This window comes from Kaistia sp. UC242_56 (genome assembly GCF_044452255.1).
GTDB lineage: Bacteria > Pseudomonadota > Alphaproteobacteria > Rhizobiales > Kaistiaceae > Kaistia > Kaistia defluvii_A.
In genome coordinates this window covers 1,047,474-1,058,041 of record NZ_JBIOAN010000002.1, presented here as the reverse complement: position 1 = coordinate 1,058,041, position 10,568 = coordinate 1,047,474, and the positions used below count along the sequence as shown (strand labels likewise).

General features: G+C 64.9%; 15 protein-coding genes. 2 read left to right on the top strand and 13 right to left on the bottom strand.

The genetic code is table 11. From position 1 onward, the window contains the following. Nucleotides 1–13 precede the first annotated feature (13 nt). Both ACHMWQ_RS07750 and ACHMWQ_RS07745 read right to left on the bottom strand, forming a co-directional pair. Complete coding sequence (locus ACHMWQ_RS07750) at nucleotides 14–751, bottom strand: hypothetical protein (RefSeq protein WP_396306998.1); 738 nt, start codon at nucleotides 749–751, stop codon at nucleotides 14–16. A gap of 53 nt (nucleotides 752–804) precedes the next feature. Continuing rightward, nucleotides 805–1,224: a DUF4128 domain-containing protein gene (locus ACHMWQ_RS07745; RefSeq protein WP_396306997.1), complete on the bottom strand. Its 420-nt coding sequence runs from the start codon at nucleotides 1,222–1,224 to the stop codon at nucleotides 805–807. 17 nt (nucleotides 1,225–1,241) lie between these two features. Here ACHMWQ_RS07745 and ACHMWQ_RS07740 point away from each other — a divergent pair, with 17 nt between their 5' ends. Continuing rightward, nucleotides 1,242–1,448 carry a hypothetical protein gene (locus ACHMWQ_RS07740; protein ID WP_396306996.1) on the top strand — a complete coding sequence of 69 codons (207 nt, stop codon included), beginning with the start codon at nucleotides 1,242–1,244 and terminating at the stop codon, nucleotides 1,446–1,448. Here the strand turns inward: ACHMWQ_RS07740 and ACHMWQ_RS07735 are convergent. Genes ACHMWQ_RS07735 through ACHMWQ_RS07685 form a run of 11 tightly spaced genes read right to left on the bottom strand, consistent with a single transcriptional unit; the run spans nucleotide 1,426 to nucleotide 10,097 of the window. Then, nucleotides 1,426–1,872 (bottom strand): HK97 gp10 family phage protein, encoded by a 447-nt coding sequence (locus tag ACHMWQ_RS07735; protein WP_396306995.1) that lies wholly within the window; start codon nucleotides 1,870–1,872, stop codon nucleotides 1,426–1,428. The genes ACHMWQ_RS07740 and ACHMWQ_RS07735 overlap by 23 nt on opposite strands. Continuing rightward, nucleotides 1,872–2,930, bottom strand: a complete 1,059-nt coding sequence (locus tag ACHMWQ_RS07730) for a phage minor head protein (protein ID WP_396306994.1) — start codon at nucleotides 2,928–2,930, stop codon at nucleotides 1,872–1,874. Before ACHMWQ_RS07730 ends, ACHMWQ_RS07735 begins: the two co-directional genes overlap by 1 nt. Before the next feature lie 3 nt (nucleotides 2,931–2,933). Further along, nucleotides 2,934–3,302, bottom strand: coding sequence for a hypothetical protein (locus ACHMWQ_RS07725; protein WP_396306993.1), 369 nt, complete (start codon nucleotides 3,300–3,302; stop codon nucleotides 2,934–2,936). After that, on the bottom strand, nucleotides 3,299–3,781 hold the full coding sequence (locus ACHMWQ_RS07720; RefSeq protein ID WP_396306992.1) for a DnaT-like ssDNA-binding protein: 483 nt from the start codon (nucleotides 3,779–3,781) through the stop codon (nucleotides 3,299–3,301). Before ACHMWQ_RS07720 ends, ACHMWQ_RS07725 begins: the two co-directional genes overlap by 4 nt. 2 nt (nucleotides 3,782–3,783) lie before the next feature. Next, complete coding sequence (locus ACHMWQ_RS07715) at nucleotides 3,784–4,107, bottom strand: hypothetical protein (RefSeq protein WP_396306991.1); 324 nt, start codon at nucleotides 4,105–4,107, stop codon at nucleotides 3,784–3,786. A gap of 57 nt (nucleotides 4,108–4,164) precedes the next feature. After that, on the bottom strand, nucleotides 4,165–5,211 hold the full coding sequence (locus tag ACHMWQ_RS07710) for a major capsid protein (RefSeq protein ID WP_396306990.1): 1,047 nt from the start codon (nucleotides 5,209–5,211) through the stop codon (nucleotides 4,165–4,167). A gap of 11 nt (nucleotides 5,212–5,222) precedes the next feature. Continuing rightward, entirely contained in the window at nucleotides 5,223–5,675 is a 453-nt protein-coding gene (locus ACHMWQ_RS07705; protein ID WP_396306989.1) for a hypothetical protein, read from the bottom strand. Between the two features lie 4 nt (nucleotides 5,676–5,679). Next, nucleotides 5,680–6,813: a hypothetical protein gene (locus ACHMWQ_RS07700; protein WP_396306988.1), complete on the bottom strand. Its 1,134-nt coding sequence runs from the start codon at nucleotides 6,811–6,813 to the stop codon at nucleotides 5,680–5,682. A 14-nt stretch (nucleotides 6,814–6,827) separates the two neighbouring features. Then, the gene (locus ACHMWQ_RS07695) at nucleotides 6,828–8,198 is read right to left on the bottom strand and encodes an anti-CBASS protein Acb1 family protein (RefSeq protein WP_396306987.1); all 1,371 of its coding nucleotides are present in this window, start codon (nucleotides 8,196–8,198) and stop codon (nucleotides 6,828–6,830) included. Further along, complete coding sequence (gene terL / locus ACHMWQ_RS07690; RefSeq protein ID WP_396306986.1) at nucleotides 8,195–9,730, bottom strand: phage terminase large subunit; 1,536 nt, start codon at nucleotides 9,728–9,730, stop codon at nucleotides 8,195–8,197. The genes ACHMWQ_RS07695 and terL overlap by 4 nt, the downstream gene beginning before the upstream one ends. Beyond that, complete coding sequence (locus ACHMWQ_RS07685; protein WP_396306985.1) at nucleotides 9,651–10,097, bottom strand: terminase; 447 nt, start codon at nucleotides 10,095–10,097, stop codon at nucleotides 9,651–9,653. Before ACHMWQ_RS07685 ends, terL begins: the two co-directional genes overlap by 80 nt. Between ACHMWQ_RS07685 and ACHMWQ_RS07680 the strand changes: the two genes are divergently transcribed. Next, the gene (locus tag ACHMWQ_RS07680; RefSeq protein ID WP_396306984.1) at nucleotides 10,096–10,530 is read left to right on the top strand and encodes a hypothetical protein; all 435 of its coding nucleotides are present in this window, start codon (nucleotides 10,096–10,098) and stop codon (nucleotides 10,528–10,530) included. The two genes, ACHMWQ_RS07685 and ACHMWQ_RS07680, sit on opposite strands and share 2 nt — an antisense overlap. Nucleotides 10,531–10,568 lie beyond the last annotated feature (38 nt).

Below are 10,568 nucleotides of genomic sequence, written 5' to 3'. Positions count from 1 at the left end.
GGGGGTCGTGCGCTTAGGTGACGTTGGCCGTGGCGGCGGAGGTCGCCGTGGCATTGCCGGCGCCGTTCGTGCCGGTGACCGCGACGGAGATCGCCTTCGTGGCGTCCCCTGCGACCAGCGTGTAGGTCGCGTTCGTGGCGCCCGAGATGTTCGTCCCGTCGCGCTTCCACTGGTAGGCGAAGGCCGGGTTGCCAGACCACACGCCGGGGATGGCCGTCAGGGTCTCGCCCTGTGTGAGCACGCCGGCGATGGAAGGCTTCAGGCTGTTGGCAGGTGCGACGAGCGAGGTCGGGTCGACGACGATTTCGGTCTGGACCAGACCGAGCGTGAAGACCTCGAGGATGAAATCCTCGTTCCGACCATTGGGCCGCGTGGGGCCAGTGACGAGGCCGCGATTGTAATAGACCGTGTTGGTCGAGTTCGCGTCCGGGGCGTCGGCGTCCTCGAACTTGACGGCATAGAGCAGCTTCGTCTTGCCGGCGGCGCGGAGCGCTACCTGGCCGGGGTCCGTCGGGTTGCGCGCGCACTCGATCGTCGGGTCGCCCGCGTTCGAGATGCCCTTCTGCTTCTGGGTGACCTCGGTGGCCAGCTCGTCATAGCTGACGATGTTGGTGTTCGTGCCGGACTCGCCGACGGCACCGACATTGCTCACCTCGACATAGGTCAGCGCCGCGAACTGGCTCTGGTTGAGGGTAGATGGCTGGGGCGTCGTGCAGATGAAGACCTTCCGGCCCTTGTTGGTATTCGCCATGGCGGGATCTCCTTGGATCGTAGTGGCGGGTGGATGGGCCGGCTGGCCGGTGGCTATGCGAAGACTTCGTAGGCGACGGTCACCGGCACCTGCCAGTGCGTGTCGTCGGCGAGCGCCGGCCCGACGTCTGGCGCCTTGGTGACTCGGGTCGTGATGCCGCCCGACCGCATCGGCATGTCAGGCTGGAAGTGCGCTGCCACCTTGCCGGCGATTTCCGTGGCCGCTGAGGCACCTGCGTTGAGCGGGGTGAAGACATCCACCTGCAGCAGCCCGATCCGCTGGTGAGGCTCCGCTGAGCCGAGGAACAGGCGCCGGTTGGTGTTCGGGAGATGCGAGGCCCGGAGATAGCTGGCTGGCTTCGGGTTCAGCGAGACGTTGGGCCACGCCACCGGCAGGGCCGGCGAATGCACGAAGGCAGCGAGCCGCGCGAACAGTGCCTGCTCGATGTTGCCCTCTACCGTGGCCACAACCATGCTGATAGATTCCTCGTATGAAGCCGCTCAGCGACAATCAGGCCCATGATCTTCTGACCGAGGCGCGCCGCGCGCTGGGCAATGCCCCCGGTTCAACCGTTCGCGCCGACACAGCCCTAAAGGCCGCGCGCCAGGCGCTATCCGGCCTCGCCCTCGCCTTGCTGGTCGCGTCCGAAAGCGGATCCGACCAGGTGCCGGGCGTCACAGGCCCAGACGGCTCTTAAGCTCGGCCGCCTTGCCGTCCACGATCTCCGGCCACTGCTGTGCTGCGGTTCTGACGAATGCGTCTGGCGTCTGCCCGCGCGCGCCGTATTCGCGATGCGCTGCATAGGCGGCCGTGTAGCCGAGATAGATCGTGTCGCCGAGTTCGGAGCCGGCGATCACCGCCTCGATCACGCCAGCGTCATAGGAATAGGTCTGCCCTTTCACCGGCACCTTCTTCGGGTCGATGAGCGGCATGGCAGAGGTCGAGGCCATCAGGGAAGATCGGAGCATGCCGGTGGCGACGCGCATGCGACCGCCTGCGTTCCGGGTGGTCTGCACCCGGGCAGCAAGCTCCTGCACGCTGGCCTTGAACACGGCCTCCTCGGCGCCCTTCACCTTCCTCACCCAATCGGCGACCTGGGTCGCGAATGTGAGGTTGGCCATCACGCAGCCTCGGCTTTGAACCGCTCCACGACTGAGGCGAAATAGTCGATGTCATAGCTCACGACGCACCGGCAGCCGCTGATCTCGGAGATCGGGGCACGAGGGTCGCAGGGGAACCGGAGCACGGCGCCCGACGGCGACTGAAACACACCCTCCATCGGGACCTTCTTGCCGTTCAGCGCCCGATGCGTGTGGCGCACCCGGTTGTCACCGGCCGACCGCCAGATCTTCGTGACGTCCTCGACGCGGATCTTGCCCGCCTCGATCTGCTGCCGAATGGCGTCGTCCCGCCCCTTGCTCAGGGCCATCATGGTCTCGGTGCGGGCGAGGAATTCGCCGCGCAGTTCGAGCAGCCGGTCGCTGTAGCGCCCCACGATGCGGGTGATCATCTCGGCGTCCAGCGGCTTGCCCGATTTGATCGCCCCCAGGATCGTCCGATCGAAGCGCTTGTCACGGCGCTCGCGCCCGAGATAGGCGCGCAACTGCGCCGGGTCGCCCGACACCAGTTCCTGCCTGGCGTTGGCGACATACCGCTCCTGCGCCGACGTGATGCCGATGATCCCGCCCTCGCGCCGCCCGGTGACGCGGTTGACGCGGCCGACGACGTTCAAGGCGGTTGCGCGCGGGTTCTGCCCCTCTGCCAAGCCCTCGCTGAGAGCGAGCCGGATGGCAACACGCTGATCATCCAAGATGGCCGTAATCAAGGCGGAGGAATGCTCGCGGAGCCAGGTTTCGGCCTCCAGGTTGCGAACGCCGAACCGGAAGACGACCCTACCCCCTTGCGGATCGCGGACCTTCGGCATGCTCCCGACCGTCGCCATGCCGCCCGAGTTGTAGGCGTCGGCCAGCCGCAGCTCGAGCTTGGAAAATGCGGCCGCGTCCAATTGCAGGGCCTGCAGCGCGCCCTCGATATCGCCGCGCTCCAGCCGTTCGACGACGATCTTGAGCACGACGGTGTTCACGATGTCGGCGATGGCCTCCATGAACGCCGCGCGCACGGCATCTTCCTGGGTGGCCAGCAGGCCTTCGATGAGATCTCGATCGGAACGACGAGCCATCGGCTATCCCGCACACCACGCCTTCCACGCGACCGGAACGCCGGCGGCGGGAATGGGCGTGAGGTTGGTGATGGACCGTGCGGCACCGTCGATCACGAGCTTGTCCGTCAGCACCGGCGTGATCTCGGGGACGGCGAACATCACCATGTCCCCGGTTTCGACAATGAGCACACCATTCTCGTACCGCTGATGCTCTCGGGTGACGGTGGCCTTCAGATCATAGGTCGTCTGGGTCGGCGCGCCCGGCTCCCATGGCGTGGCTGGATCCGGGGCGCCCGGGGTGACGCGGACGAGTTGGACCACGCCCTGCTGGAACTCTCCCAGCAGTTCGGTCGCCACACCCCGCATCTGCTCGTAGAAGCCGTCGGTCATCCGATGCTCCACAGGCCAATATTCGCCGGCTCGGGGGTGAGTAGCGGCGCCAGCAGGCCGTCGATGACCGAGGAGACCGGGCCGATCGAACTGCCGTCCAGACCCGCGCCCGGATCGAAAAACTCACGTTCGATGCCCTCGACCTTCTGACGCTTCACCCGCTTGGATGGATCGACGACGATGGAGAGGGAGCCGGGGCTCCGGGCCTCGATGAGCGCGGCCTCATAGCTGGCCTGCTCAACTCGGAGGGGGACCAGGTCAGAAGCGATGCTCTGGCAGAACGCCATTGCGCCACTCCGGGGCCATGCCCGCTCCTGTTGCACACCGGCCGTAGGGACGCCGGAGAACCGCGCGCCATAGAGCCCATCGATGTAGGCGCTACCGCGTTGGCGGAGGGCAGCAAGGCCGGCCGTCGGCACCGTCTGCCCGGCTTCCTCGGCGTAGGCCTGGAAGTCCTCGTCGGTCCCGTAACCGGCCATGCTCAGCCCTGCTTGTTCGCGTCGACGTAGGCCTTCTTGTCCTCGTCGCTGAGGCCGTTGAAGGCATCGGCATCCGCCTTGGTCAAGCCGGCGACCAGCACCTCATCGCCGTCGACGATGTTGAACTTGCCGCCGCCGTGGTGGACCGCCTTCAGGTCTTGGGGTTCCGCCGGGTTGGTCACGAGGGTCTTGCCCTTGCCGCCCGACGAGATGACCTCATAGCGGCCAGCCCAGCCGGTCGGCTCCTGGTCCAGATCGATTTCCGTCCCGATCTCGATTTCGCCCTTGGCGCCGAAGATGCCGCCCTTGGTGATCTTGATGCGCATGCCGCGCTCCTGTTCTCTTGAGGGAGGATGGCCCCGCCAAGCGGCGAGGCCGTCGGCTCAGACGTCGGTGGAGTAGAAGACGCCAGACTTGCCGTTGTAGTCGGCGCGGATTTCCAGACCGAGGGCGCCCATCACCATGAACTGGTAGTTGTCCGTGGGGTTGAGGCGGGTCTTGGCCGTGGTGTTGGTGGCCATGCCGATCAGCGGGCGGATATACTCGCTCGACGGCACGAAGCCGAAGAACTGGTTGCCCGAGAGCTCGAACGTCTGCTCGATCTTGTTGATGCGGCGATTGGCCTGCAGCGCATCGCGCAGCGAGCCGATCTTGAAGCCGGCCGTGCCCGAATAGGGCCGGTCGAAGTTCCGCATGATCTCCGGCGACACGTAGAGGTTGACCTTCTTGGACACCAGGTTCGCATCCAGCATGGCGCCGAACGTGTTGTTGAAGAAGTCCTCGATGGCCGCCGACGTGGTGGCCGTCGCATCCAGATCGATATTGGCGCCGCCGGTCGGGCCCAGGTTGATGACCTTGGACAGCGGGTTCGTCTTGATGCCGTAGCCCGTGTAGCCCTGGAAGACGATGGTGGAATCGCCGTTCAGCACATACTGAGCCTGATCGCGAGCGAGCTTGGCAGTCGCTGCTTCCTGGTCGTCCGACAGCGCGTCGAAGTTCTCGGACTGCAGCGTATTCCATTCGCGCCATTCGCGGCCGTAGCCATCAGCGAAGATCGGGATCGGCACGCCACGATAGTCATAGACCACCTTGTCGACCGGCACCGGCACCTGACCGGACATCGAACGGATGACCGGGCTGTTGATGTCGGAAGCCACGCGCGTCATGGCCACGAGCTTGCCGATATTGATCGGCTTCGCCAGCGGCATGAGGTCGTTCATATAGGTCGACCCCTCGTCGTTGCGCATGACCCGTCGGGTGATGCCGTCGAGCTCCATCCACGCATCGCGCGGCAGGATCGAGGATGCGTTCTGCACCTCGCACAGGGTTTCTTCGGTCCGGTGGAACCACTCGCGGTTCGCCACCAGTTCGTTCCACCACTCCGCGTGAGGCTTGGAGTTGGCGACGAGCTGTTCGTCAAAATAGCGCATTGCCTGTCTCCTTAAGCGGCGGCGAGCTGGTTGCGGGCCACGCGGACGCGCACAAGCTGGTCCGAACCGGACGAGTTGCTGTAGGTCTCTTCGGCGATCGCGATGACCCGCTGGCCCGTGGTCGCGACAGCGAACTTGCCGCTCGCAGCCGTGGTGAGCTGGGTGACGCCGCGGACAACATTCGTGCCGGTGGCGATGCGAACGTTGAAGAACTGGTCGTCAATCAGTTCCATGCCGATGATGCGGTCATTGGCGGGCCAGGCATCATCCACGCCCTTGAGCGCGAGATAGTTGTCCTGGGCGACGTAGACCTTGGTCAGCGCGTTGGCGCCGGCCTGGGCGAAGTTCGCGCCGGATTCGATCAGAGCGGTGCCCGGCAGGATGGCCGCGGTGCAGACGCGCTCCTGCACCTGCGGGGTGGCCTCCGTGAATGGGCCGGCATAGATCTTGTTGAAGCGAGCCATTCGCTTAGCCCTCCGCCTTCGGCAGCTTGAAGCCGCCCTTGTCACCACCGGCCGGCTTGAAGGCCCCGTTCAGCGGGGTCGCGCGGGCCGGCTCGGCCTTCTCGGCCAGCTTGCGCAGTGTGTTCAGCGGCGTGGCCTTGGCGGTCTCCTCGTCGAGAAGGTTCGCCTTGACGACCTTGGCCACGAGACCCGCCTGCTCGGCGTCGTCCTTGGCTTTCTGGTTGGCGACCATCTCGGCATGCGAGTCGGTGAGCGGCTTCACGGCCGCAGCCACCGCATTGCCGATCGCCGTTGCCAGCGCTTCGGGCTTCATCGCTTCCGAGAGGGTCTTCACCTCATCGGAAAGCGCCTTGAACTGCTCGTCGGTGACGGGCATGGCAGTCTCCTTCGTGTTGGTAGAGGGTGCCCGCTCGGAGAGGCCCACGGCCTCCATGATCGCGGCCTTCATGCGCTCCCAGGTGCCGATGGAATCTCGGCGCTTGAGGGCTTCGACGAGCCGGGTTCCGGCCCAGTCAATCTCGCGGTCAGCGTCCTCCGTGAGGGAGGAGTTGATGACCTCGATTTCTTCCTGCTCGCCCTTGGCGTTCACCAGCATGCCGACGCCCTGCGCGGGGGTGGCAGCGCCTTCCTGATCAAGCAGGATGGCGTCATGGTCGAACTCGATCTCGCGAGCGCTGTGCTTGTAGGGGACATCGCCATTGGCAGCGTCGAGCAGGCAGTAGAGCCCGGTCGAGGTGTGAACCGGCTCGCCCTTGTCGATCGCTGCCAGCACCGCCTTGCCGCCTTCGGAGCGGTTGGCGATCTCGACGTCGATGACCTTGTCGAGCAGGACGCGGCCGTTCTCGCGGCGGACGTTCTCGTTCCAGGCGCCGATCCAGCCGATATTGATGCCTTCGGGGTCTCGGGCGGACACGAACTTGCCGTTGATCGTCGGATGGCCCAGCGGCGCCGGCGTGCGGTTCAGGCCTCCGAAGCTCTTCTCGATCTCGTCGGCCGGATACATGATGTCGTTCATGACGACGCCATCGGGCAGGGTCGCGCTCGGCACGATCACGACATCGCGGCCGTTGCGCTTTTCCTTGCGCACGGCAGCAGTGTTCGCGACCGAGCGGATATTCACTCGGACCGTCTTGGACACGGGAATCTCTCCGATCAGGCGGTGGGTTGGCGCTCGGGCGTCTGGGCCGCGCTCTCGTCCTCGTCGGACGTTTCATCGCGGAACTTGTCCGTCTCGCTCAGCGGCTCATAGTCGGCCGCCGCGCGGATCTCCTCGGGCGTGAACACCCACTCGCCGCTCGACTGCATCTTGCTGTTCACGTCGGCCATCTTGACCGTGCGGTCGATCTTCTCGGCCATCGAGGTTTCGGTGAGGTCGGTCCAGTCGAGGAACCAGTCCTTCTCGGGGATGATGCCGAAGCGCTCCAGACGGTTGACCAGCATCATGATGTTCGGGATCACCTGGCCGGCGCGCCGAGACATGTTGGTCTGAGACCATTCTGAAGCGTCTTCGGTGCTAGCGCGTTCGCCCGTCTGCATCCCCACGAGGATCTTGGTCGGCAACCTCATGGAGGCGGCGAAGGACTGGAGCGCGATCCCGAAGAAGTGCTCCGGCGACGGCAGGGTGATGCCCAGCGTCTTCGCCTGGATACCCTGGATCATGAGCAGCTGATCGAACCCTTGCTGCCAGTCCGAAACCTGTTCATTCATGCGGTCGGCGATTTCGGATTCGGGAACGCCCATGGCCTTCGCCATCGAGCGGATGTCGGCCTCCTTGTCGACCTCGAGCACCGGGGCGGACTTGGCGTTCTTCCAGAACCCCTCGCCGCCGGCGCCCTTGATCTTCTCCATGTCGATCAGGTCGTTGTAGCCAGGCTCCAGTGAGGAACGTCCGTGGATAGTGCCGTCACGCGACCAGATCACGACCCGGTCCGGATGGACGTTGAAGGTGCGCGGGTTGGTGGTCTGGCCGACCGCCGCCTCGTTGAACTGGAACATCTTGGGCTGGCCGTAGCCGGGGGACGTCTCGTCGTTATCCCACTCGGAGACGGCGAGTTGGCCTTCCCATGCGGGAACAAGCTCCACGATGCCGAGCAGCCCGCCGCCGACCCGATCAACGGGCTCCATGAACCGCTTGCCATCGGCGAGGCGCAGGATGACGCCAGCATAGGCGCCGACCATGCCCCGGCGATCGGCCTCGGCGAGATGCATCCAGACGCGCAGTTCGTCGAACCGCTGCCGCACCTCCCGCTCGAGCGTCGTTTCCTTCTTGACGCTGCCTTCGCTGCCGTCGCGCTCCGCCTCAAGGAGGAAGGGCGCATCCTGCCAGGTCTTGTCGATCGTCTTCGTCACAGCCGCATGGGCGATGCCGTTGCGGAGGTACATCTTGTAGAGGTGGTCGAACGTCAGATCCGGCGGATAGCCGAAGTCCTTGTAATGGTCGTGCTTGCTGCTGGGGAAGAACCCCGGGAACATGCGCTCGAGGCTTCGCTCGGCTCGGTTCGCGACGAGGCGCAGAACACTCATGGTCTATGCCTCTTCATCAGGAACATTGCGACGGATGGCGGCGTGTTGAGCGCGAGCTCGTTCAGTGCATCGGCGAAAGCGTCGACTTGGTCGTCAAAGACCGCGTTGGGGAACGAGCTCACCTCGTCCAGGAAGGCCTCATTCCATCGCGCTCGGATCAGCTTGACGTTGCCCGCCTCCGCCTGGGCAGACGCGGGCTTGGCGCGCGTGGCCTTGTCGCCCGTCACCGGCTCGACCGTGACGCCGTAGCCGGCCAGCAGCTTCACCTTGGTGGCAGCGTCGGCCTTACCGGCTGCGCCTGGATCCTGCGGCATCCTGATCAGGACGTCGGTGCCGTCCTGGGATGCCGTGTTCTTCAGGTTCTTCTCGACGTCGCCCGGCGACCAACGATCGCGCACGACATCCTCGATGTAGAAGACGCCGTTGAGGTGCGCCATCTTCAGACCAACGGTCCAGTCGGGCTGTTTGCCCGCCTTCTGCGTAGATGCAGCGAAGTCCCAAGCCCGGCAGCGGCGCGCTCCAGCCGGGACAGCATCGACAATCTCGAAGTCGCCCCGTTGGAACATGCCGCCGGAGCGTGGCGCGGGCCGCTGCTGGAACTGGCCGGCCACGGCATAGGAGCCCATCGGCACCTTGTCGCGATCGACCACAGAGCGAGGGAACCGCTCAGGGAAGAGCAGCTCGCCCTCATAGGTGCGCGGATCCTCGAACCCGATGGACGTCTTGCACCGGCGGTCCGGCTCGAACTCCATCGGCAGCATCAGATGCTCGTAGCCGAGCCCCAGCTTTTGGATCTGGCCGGAGACGTCGTCCTCGTGCAGCCTTTGCATGATGACAATGATGGCCGAGGTTTTCGGGTCGTTCAGACGGGTCGGCACGGACTCTCGGAAGATGCGGGTCGTGTTCAGCCGCTCGGCCTCACTCTCGGCCGTCTCCGTCGAGTGCGGATCGTCGATGATGACGCGATCGCCGCGGCCGCCAGTCAGCGATGCAAACGGAACGCCCTCGCGAAACCCGGTCTTGGTGTTGGCGAACGATGCCTCACCAGCCCTGACGAGCTCGACCTCGGGCCAGAGCGAGCGATACCACTCCGACTGTACCAGGTCGCGCATGCGGCGGCTGTCGCGCTTGACGTACTTCTCTGTGTAGCTGCTGGTCAGGTAGCGGAGCGATGGGCGCTCCATCGGCCCCCATTCCCATGCCGGCCACAGAACCGAGGTCAGCAGCGATTTCATGGTGCCAGGGGGCACGTTGATCAGCAGGCGATTGATCCGGCCGTCGGTGACCGCCTGCAGGTGACTGCAAATGGCATCCAGATGCCAGCCGTGGATGTATTCTGAGCTGGGCTCGACGACATGCCAGGCCTCGCGGATGAAGCCCGCCAGCGACTGACATCGGGCCCGGATGGCCTCTGCATCCCGTTGGACCCGTTCGCGCTCCCTGGCCGCCTCTCTACGTCTCCGCTCCGCCCGTATCTCCGCCAGTGTCGGCAAGCGGGCCGAGGATGGCCTCAAGGCGGTCGAGGTCGTCATCCGTCACCCTGGTTAGATCGTAGGAGCCGATGGAGCCGGAGTGCTTGTGCTTCTCGACGATGAGGCCGAACAGCTTCGCCTTGCCCATGGTGGCCGAGACAGCGGCACCGGTCTGCTTCTCGGTAAGCGCCAGTGCACGGGCCTCTTCCAGCTCGGCGGCGAGGGTTTCGACGGTCACCTCGACGCGCTTGGCGCTCCGGCCCTGCAGTTCTTCCACCCGCTTCCGGATGTTTTCATTTGCTTTCATGCGCGTGGCATTGCCGCGATTGGGCGAGTAGCCGGCCTGTGCATAGGCCTCATCCGCCGTCTTGCCCTTGGCAAGAGCTTGGGCGAATGCTTCATGACGCGGGTTGGGGAGCACAGACATGACAGAAGGCGAAACCCTTGAAGAGTGGCGGGCCCAGATAAGCCGCCGAGCAGAGGCCCTTGAGAGTGCCGCCGTCGATGCGGGAGCTCAGGCCATGAAAGCGCTTTTGCTCATCAATGGCGGAGCGAGCGTAGCAATCCTCGGATTTCTTGCCTCAACGATTTCGGACTCAACTACGCCGCACAAGGCTAGGCTCACCTATGCCTTTGTTCACTCTCTGGCGTGGTTCGGCGGCGGCGCTGGCCTGGCTGTTGGCGCGTCCTGCCTGGCCTACCTGTGCAACTCCTTCTACGCCCGAGGTCTCATCGACCTTTCCAGCAAGTGGGACTGGCGAATGGGGCGCTACACGAACTGGGCAGCTATCGGCTTCGGGCTGGCTTCGCTCGCAGCGTTTTGGGCAGGCCTCTGGTCGATATATCAAACCTACCTCTAGCCTATGCATCGCCGACTTGTCCTTGACCGACGCTTAGG

What these genes read in the sequence shown, in the direction of transcription:
- ACHMWQ_RS07750 (WP_396306998.1), bottom strand. Translation starts at nt 751, where the DNA reads ATGGCGAATACCAACAAGGGCCGGAAGGTCTTCATCTGCACGACGCCC.
- ACHMWQ_RS07745 (WP_396306997.1), bottom strand. Translation starts at nt 1,224, where the DNA reads ATGGTTGTGGCCACGGTAGAGGGCAACATCGAGCAGGCACTGTTCGCG.
- ACHMWQ_RS07740 (WP_396306996.1), top strand. Translation starts at nt 1,242, where the DNA reads ATGAAGCCGCTCAGCGACAATCAGGCCCATGATCTTCTGACCGAGGCG.
- ACHMWQ_RS07735 (WP_396306995.1), bottom strand. Translation starts at nt 1,872, where the DNA reads ATGGCCAACCTCACATTCGCGACCCAGGTCGCCGATTGGGTGAGGAAG.
- ACHMWQ_RS07730 (WP_396306994.1), bottom strand. Translation starts at nt 2,930, where the DNA reads ATGGCTCGTCGTTCCGATCGAGATCTCATCGAAGGCCTGCTGGCCACC.
- ACHMWQ_RS07725 (WP_396306993.1), bottom strand. Translation starts at nt 3,302, where the DNA reads ATGACCGACGGCTTCTACGAGCAGATGCGGGGTGTGGCGACCGAACTG.
- ACHMWQ_RS07720 (WP_396306992.1), bottom strand. Translation starts at nt 3,781, where the DNA reads ATGGCCGGTTACGGGACCGACGAGGACTTCCAGGCCTACGCCGAGGAA.
- ACHMWQ_RS07715 (WP_396306991.1), bottom strand. Translation starts at nt 4,107, where the DNA reads ATGCGCATCAAGATCACCAAGGGCGGCATCTTCGGCGCCAAGGGCGAA.
- ACHMWQ_RS07710 (WP_396306990.1), bottom strand. Translation starts at nt 5,211, where the DNA reads ATGCGCTATTTTGACGAACAGCTCGTCGCCAACTCCAAGCCTCACGCG.
- ACHMWQ_RS07705 (WP_396306989.1), bottom strand. Translation starts at nt 5,675, where the DNA reads ATGGCTCGCTTCAACAAGATCTATGCCGGCCCATTCACGGAGGCCACC.
- ACHMWQ_RS07695 (WP_396306987.1), bottom strand. Translation starts at nt 8,198, where the DNA reads ATGAGTGTTCTGCGCCTCGTCGCGAACCGAGCCGAGCGAAGCCTCGAG.
- terL (WP_396306986.1), bottom strand. Translation starts at nt 9,730, where the DNA reads ATGACGACCTCGACCGCCTTGAGGCCATCCTCGGCCCGCTTGCCGACA.
- ACHMWQ_RS07680 (WP_396306984.1), top strand. Translation starts at nt 10,096, where the DNA reads ATGACAGAAGGCGAAACCCTTGAAGAGTGGCGGGCCCAGATAAGCCGC.
- ACHMWQ_RS07685 (WP_396306985.1), bottom strand. Translation starts at nt 10,097, where the DNA reads ATGTCTGTGCTCCCCAACCCGCGTCATGAAGCATTCGCCCAAGCTCTT.